Origin of the sequence: Rhizobium sp. AC27/96 (genome assembly GCF_001692325.1) — a bacterium.
Taxonomy (GTDB): Bacteria; Pseudomonadota; Alphaproteobacteria; order Rhizobiales; family Rhizobiaceae; genus Rhizobium.
This window is the reverse complement of record NZ_LXKN01000073.1, coordinates 99,103-115,289: the sequence shown is the minus strand read 5'-3', so window position 1 is coordinate 115,289 and position 16,187 is coordinate 99,103. Positions and strand designations below refer to the sequence as shown.

13 protein-coding genes are annotated in these 16,187 nt (G+C 59.7%); 8 read left to right on the top strand and 5 right to left on the bottom strand.

The window, feature by feature from the left end; genetic code table 11:
- Window positions 1-35 precede the first annotated feature (35 nt).
- The 3 genes from purU to A6U86_RS32785 form a co-directional block, all read right to left on the bottom strand.
- Complete coding sequence (gene purU / locus A6U86_RS32795) at window positions 36-920, bottom strand: formyltetrahydrofolate deformylase (protein WP_068400818.1); 885 nt, start codon at window positions 918-920, stop codon at window positions 36-38.
- 153 nt (window positions 921-1,073) lie between these two features.
- On the bottom strand, window positions 1,074-2,309 hold the full coding sequence (locus tag A6U86_RS32790; RefSeq protein WP_068400815.1) for a hypothetical protein: 1,236 nt from the start codon (window positions 2,307-2,309) through the stop codon (window positions 1,074-1,076).
- Window positions 2,310-2,392: 83 nt separating this feature from the next.
- Window positions 2,393-3,469: a glycoside hydrolase family 5 protein gene (locus A6U86_RS32785; RefSeq protein ID WP_068400813.1), complete on the bottom strand. Its 1,077-nt coding sequence runs from the start codon at window positions 3,467-3,469 to the stop codon at window positions 2,393-2,395.
- A gap of 195 nt (window positions 3,470-3,664) precedes the next feature.
- Between A6U86_RS32785 and A6U86_RS32780 the strand changes: the two genes are divergently transcribed.
- Both A6U86_RS32780 and A6U86_RS32775 read left to right on the top strand, forming a co-directional pair.
- The gene (locus A6U86_RS32780) at window positions 3,665-5,353 is read left to right on the top strand and encodes a GumC family protein (RefSeq protein WP_068400810.1); all 1,689 of its coding nucleotides are present in this window, start codon (window positions 3,665-3,667) and stop codon (window positions 5,351-5,353) included.
- A 213-nt stretch (window positions 5,354-5,566) separates the two neighbouring features.
- Window positions 5,567-7,549 (top strand): nucleoside-diphosphate sugar epimerase/dehydratase, encoded by a 1,983-nt coding sequence (locus A6U86_RS32775; RefSeq protein ID WP_068400807.1) that lies wholly within the window; start codon window positions 5,567-5,569, stop codon window positions 7,547-7,549.
- Window positions 7,550-7,651: 102 nt separating this feature from the next.
- Here A6U86_RS32775 and A6U86_RS32770 read toward each other — a convergent pair whose 3' ends face one another.
- Window positions 7,652-8,395 carry a glycosyltransferase family 25 protein gene (locus A6U86_RS32770; protein WP_244510148.1) on the bottom strand — a complete coding sequence of 248 codons (744 nt, stop codon included), beginning with the start codon at window positions 8,393-8,395 and terminating at the stop codon, window positions 7,652-7,654.
- A gap of 380 nt (window positions 8,396-8,775) precedes the next feature.
- Between A6U86_RS32770 and A6U86_RS32760 the strand changes: the two genes are divergently transcribed.
- From A6U86_RS32760 to A6U86_RS32735, 6 genes are all read left to right on the top strand, one after another.
- Window positions 8,776-9,111 (top strand): hypothetical protein, encoded by a 336-nt coding sequence (locus tag A6U86_RS32760; protein WP_068400798.1) that lies wholly within the window; start codon window positions 8,776-8,778, stop codon window positions 9,109-9,111.
- A gap of 194 nt (window positions 9,112-9,305) precedes the next feature.
- Window positions 9,306-10,463: a Gfo/Idh/MocA family protein gene (locus A6U86_RS32755; protein WP_068400795.1), complete on the top strand. Its 1,158-nt coding sequence runs from the start codon at window positions 9,306-9,308 to the stop codon at window positions 10,461-10,463.
- A 13-nt stretch (window positions 10,464-10,476) separates the two neighbouring features.
- Complete coding sequence (locus A6U86_RS32750; protein ID WP_068400790.1) at window positions 10,477-11,364, top strand: carbohydrate ABC transporter permease; 888 nt, start codon at window positions 10,477-10,479, stop codon at window positions 11,362-11,364.
- A complete protein-coding gene (locus tag A6U86_RS32745; protein ID WP_068400787.1) occupies window positions 11,361-12,218 on the top strand; it encodes a carbohydrate ABC transporter permease in 858 nt (285 codons plus the stop codon). The genes A6U86_RS32750 and A6U86_RS32745 overlap by 4 nt, the downstream gene beginning before the upstream one ends.
- 36 nt (window positions 12,219-12,254) lie before the next feature.
- The gene (locus A6U86_RS32740) at window positions 12,255-13,484 is read left to right on the top strand and encodes an ABC transporter substrate-binding protein (RefSeq protein ID WP_068400784.1); all 1,230 of its coding nucleotides are present in this window, start codon (window positions 12,255-12,257) and stop codon (window positions 13,482-13,484) included.
- A gap of 84 nt (window positions 13,485-13,568) precedes the next feature.
- Window positions 13,569-14,702 carry an ABC transporter ATP-binding protein gene (locus A6U86_RS32735; protein ID WP_068400781.1) on the top strand — a complete coding sequence of 378 codons (1,134 nt, stop codon included), beginning with the start codon at window positions 13,569-13,571 and terminating at the stop codon, window positions 14,700-14,702.
- Between the two features lie 380 nt (window positions 14,703-15,082).
- On the opposite strand, the gene A6U86_RS32730 is transcribed toward A6U86_RS32735, so the two are convergent.
- On the bottom strand, window positions 15,083-16,186 hold the full coding sequence (locus tag A6U86_RS32730; protein WP_068401170.1) for a D-TA family PLP-dependent enzyme: 1,104 nt from the start codon (window positions 16,184-16,186) through the stop codon (window positions 15,083-15,085).
- Window position 16,187: the final 1 nt, after the last annotated feature.

Genomic DNA, 16,187 nt, shown 5'->3' with positions numbered 1-16,187 from the left:
AAAAAGGGAATTGGCGGCAATAGTTAGGCCGCGCCTCAGCCCATCCGCTCGGAAGCGTAGGAGCCGGGGCTTGCCGGGAAGACGACGGTGCGGTTGCCGTTGATGAAATTGCGGTGATGGATATGCGCATGGATGGCGCGCGCCAGCACCTGGCTCTCGACGTCACGGCCGATCGAGACGTAATCGTCGGCCGACTGCGCATGCGTGATGCGCGCCGTGTCCTGCTCGATGATCGGACCCTCGTCGAGATCGGCGGTGACATAATGCGCCGTCGCCCCGATCAGCTTCACGCCGCGCTCATAGGCCTGCTTGTAAGGATTGGCGCCCTTGAAGGACGGCAGGAAGGAATGGTGGATGTTGATGATGCGGCCCGACATCTTCTGGCACATGGAGTCCGACAGGATCTGCATGTAGCGGGCAAGCACGATCAGCTCGGTACCGGTCTGCTCGACAACATCCATGATCCGCGCTTCCGCCTCCGGCTTGTTGGCCTTGGTTACCGGAATATGGTGGAACGGGATGTCGTGATTGACGACGACCTTCTGATAGTCGAAATGATTGGAGATGACGCCGACGATGTCTATCGGCAGCGCGCCGATCTTCCAGCGGTAGAGAAGGTCGTTCAGGCAATGGCCGAAGCGCGAGACCATCAGCAGCACCTTCATGCGCTTCTTGGCATCGTGGAACTCTGAAGCCATGTCGAACTTGGTGGCGATCGGCTTGAAGCCTTCGACCAGCGCTGGTTCACCGATGCCCTCCTCGGAGATGAAGGAGACGCGCATGAAGAACATGCCGGTATCGAGATCGTCGAACTGGCTGGAGTCGACGATATTGCAGCCCTGGTCGGCCAGATAGTTCGATATCGCCGCCACGATCCCGCGTGTCGACTTGCACGCAACTGTCAGTACATAGCTCTTCATGTCTCTTCTCTCTTACGCCGAGGATGCCGCCCACTTAAAGGAAATCGCAAGGGTGGGAAATAGCTTCCGCCCCGTCAGCTTTCGACGCTAATTTAGGCAGGGTGACGGGAAAAAAGCCGTTCCCATTGCGCCTTCGGGCGGCGCATCCCCGCCTCAGCTGCTGGTGGCAAACGAGAGCTTTTGCGGCTGTTTTGCCTGGATGCCCTCGTTGAATTTCAGGAAGCCGACGAGAAGCCAGACCAGGCCTGCCGTCTTGATCGAGAAGATGGCGGTGGAGCCGATCATGAGATTCAGGAACAGGAAAAGGGAAAGCGCGTGGCCGAGGCGCCGCTGATTGACGGTCTCGCCCCCCGGATAGAGCGAGGCGTAAAGCCAGAACAGGATGAGGCCGAAGATGGTGGCGCCATATATGATGTACACATAGCCGCTGTCGAAGAATATGCCGACCTGATCGAGCTGCAGGCCGATGGTGCTCTGCAGGTCCATGCCAAGGAAGGCCTTTACCGTTCCGTTGATCCGCCCGACGAAATTATCGCCGGTAACCGTCGGCTTCAGCGAATGGATGACAAAGCCGGCGACGATGATCACCGGCATCGTCAGGAGGTCGAGTACCTTCGGGAGCCAGGGATAGATGAAATAACCGGCGACGCAGATGAGGCTGAAGATCAGCATCGTGCGCGTGTCGTTCGTCAGCAGGATCAGCACGACGGTCGAGAGGAACAGCAACCTGTCGAGCAGCCGAAGCCGGCCGGAAAAGCTGATGAGATAGAGGATCATCACACCGCAGAAATTGGCAAGCGAGACCTGCTCCAGGAAGACGGAGGATGAGCGGTGGTCTATCAGGCCGAAGGAAAATCGGCCCTCGAAGCCCAAGGCGCCACGGAACAGGCCGATATCGCTGTAGGTGGCCGGCGGCACGCCGCGCGTATTCTGAAAATATTCGGCCGGATGAAACAGCGCGACATATTCCTTCACCGACACGATCTCGCAGATGAGCACCGCGAGCACGGCAATGCAGGCAATCTTGAAAGCCAGCTTGAGCGTGCGCTCGTTGCAGAGCCTGCCCATGATGGAAAACGAGAAGATGATCATCACGTTGCGAAGGTGATCGATATAGGCCTGCTTGTTGATGGCGATAACGAAGACCGTGAGTATGATCGTCAGCACGAGATAGAGGAGCGGCGCCATATCCTCCTCGTAGATCCCCTTCGTCAGAATATAGGTGAAACTGACCGCCTGGAGCACGATTTCGCTCATCACGACGGCGTTTGGAGTCAATGGCGTGATGTTGTGATTGATGAAGGCGAGGATGCTATTATAGAGGACCGCGAGCAGCGAAACCGCAAGAATGACGAAATTGATGGGCTGCTTTTCGTCTGAACTTTGCATGAACTATCCGAGGTCGCGGGATCTCTGGCCGTGACCACCATATCAGGCCGATGATTCGCGGCAAAGACTCGAGCCAGCGTCCCTTACTTCGGCTTGACCAGAGCGCATGACGGCGCAAGCGTCGCCTTCTTGCTCAATCCCTCCACCAGCACTTTCAGCTGCGGCTTGTCGCGGCCATTGTGTGGCTGGATGTTGAGCGGTTCTTCCGGTGGCCACCAGTCGCCGGCCGCCCAGTAGCTCCAGCCGAGCCAGACATCGCTATTGGTGTTCATGACGTCGAGCACCTGTTTGAGGCCGTCGAGGCAGCCATCATTGGCGGCGACCCCGAATTCGCCGAGGAAGCCGCGCTTTCCATTCTTGCGCAGCCAGTCCGTGACATCGTTCAAGCCTCTTTTGGCATTGTCGGTGCCATCGCAGACCGGATGCGTGCCGGAGCTGTCCGAATCCAGATATTGATGGAATTCGAAGGCGTAGAAGTCGAGCGGATCCGTGACGCCGAGCATGACCGTCGCATTCGCGCCGCCGCCGAGCACATCAGCGGACCAGCTATGCGCGCCGGTCCAGTTCGTGCCGGGCACGAGGACGAGGTTGCGGGCGCCGACGGTGCGGATGCTGCGGATGGCGGTATTGGCGAGTTCCAGCCAGTCCGGCGACTTGATGTCGTGCGGCTCGTTCATGAGGCCGAAGGCGACGCCCTTCTGGTTGGAGAATTCGACGGCAAGCCGCGCCCAGAAGTCGCCGAAGGCGAGCTCGGTTGCGGGCGGTTGCTTGAGCTGGACCTTGTCGTAATAGCCGTAATTGTGAGGGTCGAGGACGACCACCATGCCGTGCTTCTGAATGAGGGCGACGGCGTCCTTGAGCCTCTGGAGTTCGTCACCGTTGAAGGGTTGGCTGAGCACCGGCTGTAGCCGCTCCCAGCGGAAGGGTAGCCGCACGACATTCATGCCCTTGCCCGCGAAATAGCGCACGGTTTCTTCCGAGGGGTAGGTGTAGTTGACGTTGGCCACGCCGTCGCGCTCGCCATATTCCGCGCCGGAGAGATTGACGCCACGATAGCAAAGCTGCGCCGCCGCAAAGCTGCTATCTGCCATTGTGGTTGAGGCAAGCAAGACTGCCGCGGCCGTCAGGCGCAGCAGAGCCTTCGTCATCGATGCGGTCATGGCACGCTCCTGCCTCCCATGCGGATGTGTCCCTTTCATACGGGTGATGATGTTGAACAATGGTGAAGGCAGGGGAGTTGGCGGCCTCGGCACTGCGATTTCCTTGGAGCGTCCTTAATGGTCCGTTAGCCAAACATTTCTAAACTCGGGGCATCTGCGAGGCGGAGACCGCCTGCGGAGCACTGAAAGCCTGACATGAGCTCAATGGAACGAAGCAGAAGATCGGACCAGCTTCCGAGTTGGCGCGATACCGAGCCGTCAGATACGCGGCGCGATGGCCTGCGCCTGCGCAGTCCGATCTTGCGTCCGCGGGATTTTGTCGTGGCGCCGGAGCCGGCTGCAGCCGTCGAACGGCCCGAAGCGCCAGTGCCTGCTGATTTCGCGCCTGAAAAGCGTGCAGGCATAGCCGATTTTGAAGATGAGGTGACCTCGCACGCCGTCGTCGAGCCTGTTGCGGTCGCCGCTACCTCCACTGCCCCTGTCGAGCCCACCGTTGTTGCCCCGCCGCAGATCGCTGCCCAATCGGTCGTCCTGCCGCCAGCCGACACGCCGCTGCTCGATCTGCGCTCCGCGATCCATTCTATTTGGGCGAAGAAATTTGTCGTTCTCGCCCTGGCGGCAATCTGTGGCGTGGCTGGCGCCGCCATTATTCCGCTCATCCCGCAGAAGTTCACGGCCGAGACGAGCCTTTACTTCGATCCCAGACCGAACGGCGGCGAATCCTCCCAGCAGGCTCCGACGCCGCCGGAGCTGATCACGACGATGATCGACAGCCAGACCCAGATCCTGTCTTCGGGCAAGGTGCTTGGCCGTGTCGTCGATACCCTTAAGCTCGACCAGGATCCGCATTTTTCTGGCGGCGCCACCGGCGAGGCAGCGAAATACATAGCGACGGCGGCTCTTGCGAAGGCCGTGCAGATCGCTCGCGAGTCGAGCACCTATGTGGTGACCGCGAAGGTGACGACCGGCGATCCGCAGAAATCAGCTGCGATCGCCAACCAGCTGTTTTCCTCCTTCATCGAGGAAGAAAGCGGGGCCGTTGCCAAGAGCTTCAAGTCAAGCAACAGCGCACTGGACAGCAGGCTCGACGACCTGCGCCAGCAGGTGCTTTCGGCCGAGAAAGCGGTAGAAGCCTATCGCGCCGACAATGACATGGTGGCCGTCGAAGGCAATCTGATCTCCGACAAGCGTCTGACGGCGCTGAACGACATGCTGGTGACCGCCCAGCAACGCACGATCGAGGCCAAGGCTCGGGCTGACGCCGCCGGCAAGCTGAGCTTTGAGGATGTGGTTGCCAACAACCCCAATAATCCCAACGCCAGCAGCGGATCGACGGCGTTGAGCAGCCTGCGTCAGCAATATGCAACACTTGCCGCCAATGTCGGCAGCCTGCAGAGCCAGCTCGGTGCCCGTCATCCACGCCTGCTCGCAGCCAAATCCTCGTTGGACAGTCTTGCCGCTGAAATCCGCAGCGAATTGCAGCGCCAGATGACATCGGCGCGCGCCGATTATGCGCAGGCGCAGGGCGCCGAGCAGGATATCGCCAAGGAACTGGCGGTGCAGAAGGCCTCGCAGGTCAACACGTCAAGCAAGCTCGTTGGTCTGAACGAACTTCAGCGCAAGGCCACCGCAGCCCGTGATATCTACGAGTCGCTGCTGAAGCGTTCCGGCCAGACAAGCGATGCGCAGGATTTGTCGCAGAGCAATATCCGCGTGATTTCGGAAGCCGAGCCGCCGTTGAAAGCCGACGGCCCCGGCCGAAAGGTGATGATGGTAGCGGGCCTGATCGCAGGTGCGCTTTTCGGGGCTGGCCTCGGAATGGCCTTTGCCATTCTCCTCGGCCTGTTCCGCCATCCGGTCCTGCGCAGCTATCTTGGCAAGTGATCCCTTCCCATCTTTCTGCGTGAGCCGCCTCCCCAACATCGAGGATGCAATTGTGTGCCGGCTGTTCTACATGTAAATCGGCGCTGGAATGAATTGGAATCCGCTGATGAAAGTACGATGCAATTATCATGCGTCATGCGGTGCATTGTGAGACGATCTATGCGAGAGACGCGGCGTATCGCTTTGATGACCGGCGCCAGGGGGAGCTGACCGATGGTGCCCGCCGATAAGCTCGTTCTGCCCTTTCTGGCGCTGCCTCGCTCGACCAAGCGAGCGCTCGCCCTGCTAGTCGACGCCAGCCTCTGTGTATTGACGGTGTGGTTCGCCTATTGCCTGCGCCTCGACGACTGGGTGATCCTGGAAGGCGTCGAATGGCTGCCGGCCGTGGTCTCGCTTCTGGTTGGCATACCCATCTTCATCGTGCTGGGTCTCTACCGCGCGATTTTCCGCTATGCGGGTCTGTCGGCTTTTGTGACCGTGCTCAAGGCGGTGGCGATCTACGGGCTCGCCTTCATGACGATTTTTACCGCGATCAGCGTGCCCGGCGTGCCGCGCACTGTCGGTATTCTGCAGCCCCTGCTGCTGCTGATCTGTATCGGCTTGTCGCGCATGTGGACCCGCTATTGGTTCGGCAATGCCTATCAACGGCTGCTCAACCGCAGTCAGCTCGCCAAGGTGCTGATTTACGGCGCGGGTGCATCGGGCCGCCAGCTTGCAGGTGCGCTAGCCAATAGCGCCGAGCTTAATGTCGTCGGCTATCTCGACGACGACCGCAACCTGCATGGCAGCATCATGGGCGGCTTGCCGATCTATGACCCTGCCGATCTTCCCGCGCTCACTATATCCGGCGATATCAAGGGCGTGCTGCTTGCCCTGCCGAACGCGACGCGGCAGCGGCGCAATGAAATCCTTGAAGACATGCGCAAGGCGCGCGTCACGGTGCGCACCATGCCGGACCTGACGGCGCTCGCCCAGGGGCGCGTTGCAGTGTCCGATCTGCGCGAGCTTGATATCGAGGATCTGCTCGGCCGCAACGTCATCGCGCCCGACCGTGCATTGATCGAGAAGAACATCCGCGGCAAGGTGGTCATGGTGACTGGTGCCGGCGGTTCGATCGGCAGCGAACTTTGCCGGCAGATCATGAAAAACGGCCCATCCGCCCTGCTCTTGGTGGAGCAGAATGAATTCGGGCTTTACGCCATTCACGGCGAACTCGAAAAACTGGCTGCCTCCGCGGGATATGCCGATATCCGCATCATACCCTTTCTCGCCTCCGTACGGGATGCGCGACGGATCGGCCAGATCATGGCGGCATGGCATCCGAAGACCGTCTATCACGCGGCCGCTTACAAGCATGTGCCGCTTGTCGAGTACAATCCCGTCGAAGGTGTGCGCAACAATGTCCTTGGCACCCAGATAACGGCCGAGGCGGCACGCGACCATGGCGTCGAGGATTTCGTGCTGATCAGCACCGACAAGGCTGTGCGTCCGACCAATATCATGGGCGCCAGCAAGCGGCTGGCGGAAATGGTGCTGCAGGCCATGAACGCTGACCGCAAGCCCGGGGTCGCCAGCACCAATTTTGCGATGGTCCGTTTCGGCAACGTTCTTGGTTCCTCCGGCTCCGTCGTGCCTCTCTTCCGCCAGCAGATCCGCGATGGCGGCCCGATCACGCTGACGCATCCGGATATCACCCGCTATTTCATGACCATTCCCGAGGCATCGCAGCTCGTGATCCAGGCCGGCGCCATGTCGGCCGGCGGCGACGTGTTCCTGCTCGACATGGGTGAGCCGGTGCGCATTGCCGATCTCGCCCGGCGAATGGTCGAGCTTTCCGGCCTGACGGTGCGCGACGAGGACGAGCCGGATGGCGATATAGAGCTTGAGATCACCGGGCTGAGGCCGGGCGAGAAGCTCTATGAGGAGCTGCTGATCGGCGACAACCCACAGCAGACAAGCCATCCCCGCATCATGCATGCCAAGGAAGACTTCCTGCTTTGGCCGGAGCTTTCGCAGCGGCTCGTCGCGCTCGAGGCGGCGCTGGACGAAAACGACATACCTCTGGCGCGAACTCTGCTGGAGAAACTCGTATCCGGCTATTCGCCAAGTAGCGAAGTGGTCGATCTGGTCTATCGCGAACGCGAGGCCGATATGACCGTTGTCCAGCCAAATCTCGACAATGTCGCCCCGTTATAGGGCACTTGCAAAAAGCACCCTTCGTTTTCCGCTCATAGCGTCGGTAACAGCCACATAGGCTGATGAGGGTTTTCGCCAGCCGACCGCCCGCTCGGGGCTGCGTCAGGTGGCTGCTGGCCGTGACCTATTGATACGCAGGGCATACCGCCAGCGGCGCAGCTGATCGCATGTGCGGAACCAGTGCGCCGTCAACCGCAACAGGGAGTGCCGCTTTACGGCGCGGTAATCCATGCGCTTGCCGATCGTCGTGTCGGCTCGATGCGGGCTGAAATCGGCAAGATTTTCAAGCGTCGCGAATGTCTCGACACCGGTTGACCAGCCGCGTTCGAGGGCGACGTCATAAGGAAGAAGCATCGGCTTCAGCGTTACCAGCAACTTCTGGGCAGCCTTGCGGTTGACGATATAGCAGGCGGCCGATCCCTGTGGGCCGTGCATACAGCGGCCGACAACATCGTTTTCGGCAGTCTCGCAGATCTGTTTGAAACCCACCAGGCGGTGATTGACCAGCTTGACGAGGCGAGCGCCATCGACACTATCCATCGCTGCAATCGCGCGCGGGATCAGCCTCTCGTTCAACTCGATATCGTCTTCCATGATGATGGCCATCTTGTCGCCGCTGGCAACGAATTGCTCAAGCGCGAGCAGATGGCTGCGATAACAGCCATATTCGCCGGCCAGAAGCTTGCGGCCATTGTGATAGATGAACGACTTGGGATGAAAGTCTATGCGGTCCTCTTCGGCGACCGCACGGCCGTCAACGGCCGGTATGCGCGTGATATCCAGGTCGTATTCCACGGCCTGGCCACACAAACGCTCCCAGCGATCGCGCGAATGATCAAGATTGATGACATAGATGCGCAGCTGCTGAGCGGCATCATCAGCAGCCAGTGGATCGGCGATAGGGGCGGTACGATCAATCTGTTCGAGAATGACTGTTACTCCTGCAAACAGAAATCGTGGCGACAGCAGTTAAGGCAATGGTTCTGCCATTATATAACATGCTTACGAATTGTCGCAAATTCGGATTGCGCGTTAATGTTGTATTTCCGGATAAAAGCATTTTATTTGGTGTAACGTTGCGTGAATGCACACCTCTCGGCAGGGAGCCGCGCCTCGTGCCGTGATTTTGATGGAGGCCTTGTTGGCGGCGGACCCGGGCTTTACTATATCTGCAACATGCGGCGCGCGGTCGTTGCGCTCGCATGGTTGAAGGAGCGTAGCAATTCATGTGGACCAAATCGAAAATCGCCATTGCCGCGCTGTTCCTTGGCTGCCTCATGCCAGTTGCCGCCATGGCCGATAACCCGCTCATACCCAAGCCATATGTCGCGCCGGTCTATCCCTACAAGAACCTGCCGGGGGTAACTGCGCCAAAAATGGCGGCTGACGAGAAATTTCAGTGCAGTACGACCACATTGTATCCCTACGATGAGTACTATCGCGGCTACTTCCATCGGGGCTTGCCCACGCTGGGCTATGTCTGCGACCAGAACGGCGTCATTTCCAGCAGCAACCGAAAGCCGAACTATCAATATTGGCAATACAACGGCCCTGGCAGATAGTGCCGGCCAGCCTGCCGAAATAAATGGCAACGCGATCAAAACGGGCGCAGCTTCAGACTTGAAGGCTGCGCATTTTTAAGCGATGATCTGAAAATAAATTTCATGTTTTCGAGTAAATGCGCGAACGTCGTTGACGAATGCGAAAATTTGTCCCAAGCTTACGAAAATAAATTACGTAATGGGAACTGAAAAGTATGCGAGTTGGAATCATTGGGCTGGGATTCCGCCTGGGATATCTGGGCTATGTGTTCAAGGCGATCGATGAAAGCTTCGAGATCGCCGGCTATGTGGATCCGGCGCCGGCAGGCCTGCCTGGTTTGCTCGAACAGGGCATTTCCGCTGGAAAGGCCTATGCCACGCCTCAAGAGCTGATCGCCAACGAAAAGATCGACCTCTTGATGATCGGTTCGCCGAACCACATGCATCTCGATCATATCCGCATCGGCCTTGAGGCCGGCCTCAAGATTTTCTGTGAAAAGCCGATCGTCACCACGATCAGGGACAGCATCGAGCTCGCAAAGCTGATGGCAAAATACGGCCATGAGCGCCTGAATGTCGGCCTGGTCCTGCGCTACTCGCCCATGTATCGCGATCTTTTGACAGCGCAAGCCGAAGGAAAGCTCGGCAAGGTCGTTTCCATCGAAGCATCCGAGCATATCGAGCCCTATCACGGCGCCTTCTTCATGCGCGACTGGCGCCGCTACGAACATTATTCCGGCAGCTTCATGCTGGAGAAATGCTGCCACGACCTCGACCTTTATAACGGCGTGGTCGGCGCGCGTCCGGAGCGGGTGGCGAGCTTTGGCGGTCGCAAGACCTTCATCCCGGAAAATGACCCGGCGCGGGAAGGCATCAACGATCTCGAACTTTTCCATCGCAAGCCGAGCGGCTGGATGGGATCGGACAAGGTCTTCGACAGCGATGGCGACATCATCGATTATCAGGTCGCGATCATCGAATATGCCAACGGCGTGGGCATGAACTTCCACACCAATCTGAACGTGCCGGACCAGTTCCGCCGCTTTGCCATCATGGGCTCGCGCGGCATGGCCGAAGGCGATTTCATTCGCGGTTATTTCAACGTTCACGAGGTGCTGACCGGCAAGAAGGTGATCGACAACACCTACGCGGCTACCACGCTTTCACAGCATTATGGTGCCGATGAGCAGATGGCTGCCGACATCATCGCGCATGTCAAAACGGGCCTGCATCTGCCGGTTTCGACCCAGAATGCGCTGGAAGCGGGCATTCTGGCGCTCTCGATGGACGAGGCACGCATGAAGAGGACTGTCGTCGACCTCCGACCGATCTGGGACGAGTTCGACGAAGCGCTTCATTCAAGAGCCGCCTAGGGAGGGGCGCAGGATGGGTGTTCAACGCGGCACGGTCATCTTCGCCTGGGTCCTGCTTTTTCCGGCTCTCCTCTACGTCACCGTTATCGTCGCCTATCCGCTGGTCGACACGATAATCCTGTCCTTCACCGATGCGTCGTTGAAGAAGGTGACGAATTGGGTTGGCGTCGAGAATTACGCCAAGATCTTCAACGATACGTTCGCGGGCGTCATCGTCCGCACCTTCATCTGGACCTTCTTCTCCGTGTCGTTGAAGATGATAATCGGCACGCTCGGAGCGGCGCTGCTGAATTCAGCTGTTCCCGGCCGCTCGCTTTTCCGCGTACTCACCATGCCTCCCTGGATCGTGCCGATGGCGATCGGCATATTCATGTGGGGCTGGATGTACAACGGCCAGTTCGGCATGATTTCGGGCCTGCTGCAACGCTTCGGCATCGTCGACAGCCCGGTGGCGTTCCTAGCCTATGGCAGCTCGGCCTTCTGGGCGACGATCGTCACCGACGTCTGGATCGGTGTCCCGATGGTCACCCTCTACATGCTGGCGGCGATGCAGGCGGTGCCCCACGATCTCTATGAAGCCGCCTGGACTGATGGTGCCGGCCGCTTCTATCGCTTCCGCCGCATCACCCTGCCGCTGCTGGTGCCCTCGCTCGTCACCATGTCGATGCTGTCGCTGATCGCCACCTTCAACTCCTTCGATATTATCTGGATCCTGACGCGCGGCGGCCCGAACGGCGAGACGACGACGATGATCATCGACACGTATCGAACGGCGATCGGATCCTATAAATATGGCGAGGGTGCCGCCCGCGCAGTGTTGATCTGCATCTTCCTGTCGCTGTTCTGCCTTGCCTATTTCCGCGTGACCAGCCGCTTTTCCACGGGAGCCAAGCAGCGATGAGCCAGCCTTCGATGATCCATCGCTACAAGTGGTACGAGCTCATCGGCATCTATGCCGGAATATTGCTGTTCCTGACCTTCGTGCTGGCGCCCTTTGTCGAAGGGTTCCTGGTCTCGCTGAAGCCGCTCAGCCAGCTTTTCTCGTCGCCCTACCGGTTCATCCCCGAGAACGGCTCCTTTGCAGCCTATCGCACGATGTGGACCAGCGTGCCGGGCTTTGGCTGGTATATCTTCAATTCGTTCCTGATCTCAGGCGTGAGTACTATTATCGTGCTGATCCTCGTCGTGCCGGCGGCCTATGCCTTCGCGCGTTTCGAGTTCAGGGGCGCCGGCCTGCTGCTCGGCGCCTTCCTGGCGGTCAACATGTTTTCGGGCGCCGTGCTGCTGATCCCGCTGTTCCGGCTCATGCGCTCCTTCGGCGTGCTGAACACCTATTTTGCCATGATCATACCGGGTGTGGCTTTCCTAATTCCTTCCGGAATCTGGCTGCTGCGCACTTATATGATGCGCATTCCGAAGGAACTCGACGAGGCCGCCTTTGTCGATGGTGCCAGCCATTTCTATACGCTGCGTCGCGTCATCCTGCCGATCGCCATGCCGGGCATCACCGTCGTCGCCATTACCACTTTCATCGGTTCCTACGCGCAGCAGTTCATCTACGCTCTTACCTTCAATTCGAAGACTGAATACATGCCGCTGCCGGTTGGGCTCTTTGCCTATTTCGGCCGGCAGGAGGTCGTCTGGAACGAACTCATGGCCGCAAGTTTCGTCGGCATCGCGCCGGCCCTGGTCGTGATCTTCTTCCTGCAACGGTATCTCGTCAGCGGCCTGACCGCTGGCGCGGTGAAGCAATAAAACCAATCAACAACCAGAGAGAACGGGAGCTTAAACGTGACATTCCATTTCAAGACGGGGCTTCTTGCCCTTGCTTTGCTCGGCTCCACCGCGCTTGGCGCCGTGAACGCCCAGGCCGCCGACAAGGAGATCAGTTGGATCTATTGCGGCGACAGCATCGACCCGATCCATGTGAAGTACATCAAGCAGTGGGAAGACAAGAATCCGGGCTGGGCCGTCAAGCCTGAAGTCGTCGGCTGGGAACAATGCCAGGACAAGGCAACCACGCTTGCTGCTGCCGGCACGCCGGTCGCCATGGCCTATGTCGGTTCGCGCACGCTCAAGCAGTTCGCTGATAACGATCTGATCGTTCCGATCCCGATGACGGATGACGAGAAGAAGGCCTATTATCCAGGCATCGTCGGTACGGTAACCTTCGATGGGAAGCAGTGGGGCACGCCGATCGCCTTCTCGACCAAGGCGCTCTATTGGAACAAGGATCTCTTCAAGCAGGCCGGCCTCGATCCCGAGAAGCCACCGACCACCTGGGCCGAAGAAATCGCCGACGCCAAGACGATCAAGGAAAAGACGGGCATCCCCGGCTACGGCCTCTCGGCCAAGACCTTCGACAACACCATGCACCAGTTCCTGCATTGGGTTTACACCAATAACGGCAAGGTCATCGATGGCGACAAGATCGTCCTCGACAGCCCCGAAGTTCTGGCGGCTCTCCAGGCCTACAAGGACATCACGCCTTACTCGGTCGAAGGACCGACGGCCTATGAGCAGAACGAAATGCGTGCCATCTTCCTTGATGGCAAGGTCGGCATGATCCAGGCCGGCTCCGGTGCCGCCGCTCGCTTGAAGGAAACGAAGATCAGCTGGGGCGTCGCGCCACTGCCGCTCGGTCCTTCTGCCAAGGGTCAGGGCACGCTGCTCATCACCGACAGCCTTGCTGTCTTCAAGGGCAGCGGCGTCGAGGACAAGGCAGCCGAGTTCGCCAAGTTCATCACGTCTCCGGGTCCGCAGGCGGAATACGAGCTCCAGGGCGGCGCCGGTCTCACGCCGCTGCGTCCGTCGCCGCTGGTTGACGAGTTCGTCAAGAAGGACGCTTCCTGGAAGCCGTTCATCGATGGCATCGCCTATGGTGGTCCCGAGCCGCTCTTCAAGGACTATAAGGGCTTCCAGAACGTGATGATCGAGATGGTCCAGTCGGTCGTAACCGGCAAGGCCCAGCCGGCGGATGCCTTGAAAAAGGCAGCTGCCGATCTCGAGCAGTACAAGTAAGATCGCAGATCGCCGGGCCGCGCGCATTGCGCGCGGCCTTTCGAGCCCTGCCCGCCTAGTAGCGGCGCCGCGCGGAGACAGAGTTTGGGAAAGCTTCACCTTAATCAGGTCAAGAAATTTTATGGTCATTTCGAAGTCATCAAGGGCGTCGAGCTTGACGTTGACGACGGCGAATTCATCGTCTTCGTCGGCCCATCCGGCTGCGGCAAGTCGACCCTGCTACGGATGATTGCCGGCCTTGACGAGGTGACCAGCGGCGACATCATGATCGATGGCGGTCGTGTGAACGATCTGGCGCCCGTCAAGCGCGGCATTGCCATGGTCTTCCAGTCCTATGCCCTCTATCCGCATATGTCCGTCTTCGAGAACATCGCTTTTCCGCTGCGGGTGGAAAAGATGCCGGAGGACAAGCTGAAGGCCAAGGTCGAGAACGCCGCGCGCATCCTGCATCTGGAGCAGCGGCTGCATCAGAAGCCGGGCAATTTGTCCGGTGGTCAGCGCCAGCGCGTCGCCATCGGCCGCGCCATCGTGCGCGAACCGAAGATATTCCTCTTCGACGAACCATTGTCGAACCTTGATGCCGCTCTGCGCGCCGATATGCGCATCGAGCTGGCAAGACTGCATCGCCAACTGCAGGCAACCATGATCTATGTGACGCACGACCAGGTGGAGGCCATGACCATGGCCGACCGGATCGTCGTTCTCAATGCCGGCGAGATATCGCAGGTCGGCCCGCCGCTGGAACTTTATCACAAGCCGGCGAATACGTTCGTCGCCCGCTTCATCGGCAATCCCAAGATGAACTTCCTGCCCGTGACCTGCACTGCTGTCAGCGATGCGGGCGTGGAAATTGAGTACAAGGGCCAGAAGGCGCTCCTGCCGGTGATGCCGCGCCAGGATGCGGTCGGCAAGGCCCTGACGCTGGGCATCCGGCCGGAGCATGTGCTGCTCGGTGGTGGCGATCTGACATTGACCATCATACCCACCGTCGTCGAGCATTTGGGCGCACAGACGGTTGCCTACGCTTCCGCCGAGGGGGTCGACGAGAATTTCTGCGCAACACTGCCCGGCAGCGTAGCGATCCGCCTGGAGGCGCCGCTGAAGACCGGCATGCGTATCGCCGATTGCCACCTGTTCGATGAAAGCGGCATCGCTTTCGAGCGCAGGGTGGAACTCACGGACATCGACATGGAATTGCTGAGCTCGGTCGCCTCCTGAGGAGGCGGCCATCATCGCGGACCGCCTCGTCCTTCGAGGCTCCGCGTCTTCGACAAGCTCAGGACGCTGCGCACCTCAGGATGAGGCGGAGCGAGCCCACGCCAAGACAAAATTGCAATCAAGCGATTGGCTTTCCCGCTGCCGGGTGCAGGGCAATTGCATGTGGAGCACGCCTGCGCTGGGAGCTCCTTCTCCCCAAGGGGAGAAGGGTTGCATGGTAACGATCTCAGTTCATATGCGAGCGCCCTACTACGGGACGGGAGACGATCGGCTCACATCGCGACGGGGCAGCTGGGCCGTAAGGCGCCGGGAGCGGCCCTCAAGGTGAGGAGGCCCACAGGGCCGTATCGAACCACGAGGGCGGCTTGTCGCCGAAGCCGCTACCAGACGAGCCCGCGAGCGGCCACATCCTCGACGCGGGTCACCACGCCGTCTCGGTGGAAGACCATCTGGTCGAACAGGTTGGATACGACGCAGGTGTGATTGGGGATGATGCGGATCTTGTCGCCGATCTGCGGGCGCGGACCGGTGCAGTTCGACAGGTCGATCACCCCATGCTCTTCCGAAAGACCCTTGATGATGGCTTCCGGATAATCGACCACATGGCCGAAATCGGCAAAGCCGAGGAGATCGGAGGTGAGCGCCTTCGAGCCGGCGTCGATGACGGCGCGGTCTTCGGTTGGCCTGGAGACGACGGTGGCGAGGATATGCATCGCGCAATCCTCCTCGCGGCAATGACCGGCGCGCACCATTGATCTGTCGTTATAAATATAGGTGCCGGCACGATGCTCGGTAGCCGCCGTCACGAGGTGCGCCTCGAACAGGCTTGGTGTGCCGCCATTGCTGACAACAGGGCATGCGATGCCCTCATTCTTCAGCAGCGCAACGGAGTCGGCCAGGAACGCCTGCGTCCCCTCGGCATTATTGGGCTTCGGATAGCTCATCAAGCCCCCGAAGGTGAGGCCGGGCTTGCCGGAGATATGCTTGCCGAGAGCGGCGGCTTGCTCGGGCGATTGCACGCCGCAGCGCGCACCGCCGGTGTCGCATTCCACCAGCACGGTCAGCGGCTTGCGTTCGGCGAACCAGGCAGAGAGACCGTCGACGGTAACGGTGCTGTCGGCCACGACCTTCAGGCCGGAAATGCGATCGTTCAGCGCCGAGAGGCGAACAAGCTTTTCAGGGCCGAGAATGTTGAAGGTGATCAGGATATCTTCGAAGCCGGCATCGGCAAATGCTTCCGCCTCGGTGATCTTCTGGCAGTTGATACCCTTGGCGCCGGCGGCTACCTGGGCGCGCGCCACGGCTGGGATCTTGTGCGTCTTGATATGCGGACGGAAGTTCAGGCCGTGCGCGTCCATGTAAGACTGCACGCGAGCGATATTCGCAGCCAGCCGTTCCTCGTCGATGATCGGGCGCGGGGTCGAGAGCCCCTCGATCCGATCACCGGATTTGGGGCTGATTTCCGAGGCGATGTCGTGTGTCATA

What these genes read in the sequence shown, in the direction of transcription:
- purU (WP_068400818.1), bottom strand. Translation starts at nt 920, where the DNA reads ATGAAGAGCTATGTACTGACAGTTGCGTGCAAGTCGACACGCGGGATC.
- A6U86_RS32790 (WP_068400815.1), bottom strand. Translation starts at nt 2,309, where the DNA reads ATGCAAAGTTCAGACGAAAAGCAGCCCATCAATTTCGTCATTCTTGCG.
- A6U86_RS32785 (WP_068400813.1), bottom strand. Translation starts at nt 3,469, where the DNA reads ATGACCGCATCGATGACGAAGGCTCTGCTGCGCCTGACGGCCGCGGCA.
- A6U86_RS32780 (WP_068400810.1), top strand. Translation starts at nt 3,665, where the DNA reads ATGAGCTCAATGGAACGAAGCAGAAGATCGGACCAGCTTCCGAGTTGG.
- A6U86_RS32775 (WP_068400807.1), top strand. Translation starts at nt 5,567, where the DNA reads ATGGTGCCCGCCGATAAGCTCGTTCTGCCCTTTCTGGCGCTGCCTCGC.
- A6U86_RS32760 (WP_068400798.1), top strand. Translation starts at nt 8,776, where the DNA reads ATGTGGACCAAATCGAAAATCGCCATTGCCGCGCTGTTCCTTGGCTGC.
- A6U86_RS32755 (WP_068400795.1), top strand. Translation starts at nt 9,306, where the DNA reads ATGCGAGTTGGAATCATTGGGCTGGGATTCCGCCTGGGATATCTGGGC.
- A6U86_RS32750 (WP_068400790.1), top strand. Translation starts at nt 10,477, where the DNA reads ATGGGTGTTCAACGCGGCACGGTCATCTTCGCCTGGGTCCTGCTTTTT.
- A6U86_RS32745 (WP_068400787.1), top strand. Translation starts at nt 11,361, where the DNA reads ATGAGCCAGCCTTCGATGATCCATCGCTACAAGTGGTACGAGCTCATC.
- A6U86_RS32730 (WP_068401170.1), bottom strand. Translation starts at nt 16,186, where the DNA reads ATGACACACGACATCGCCTCGGAAATCAGCCCCAAATCCGGTGATCGG.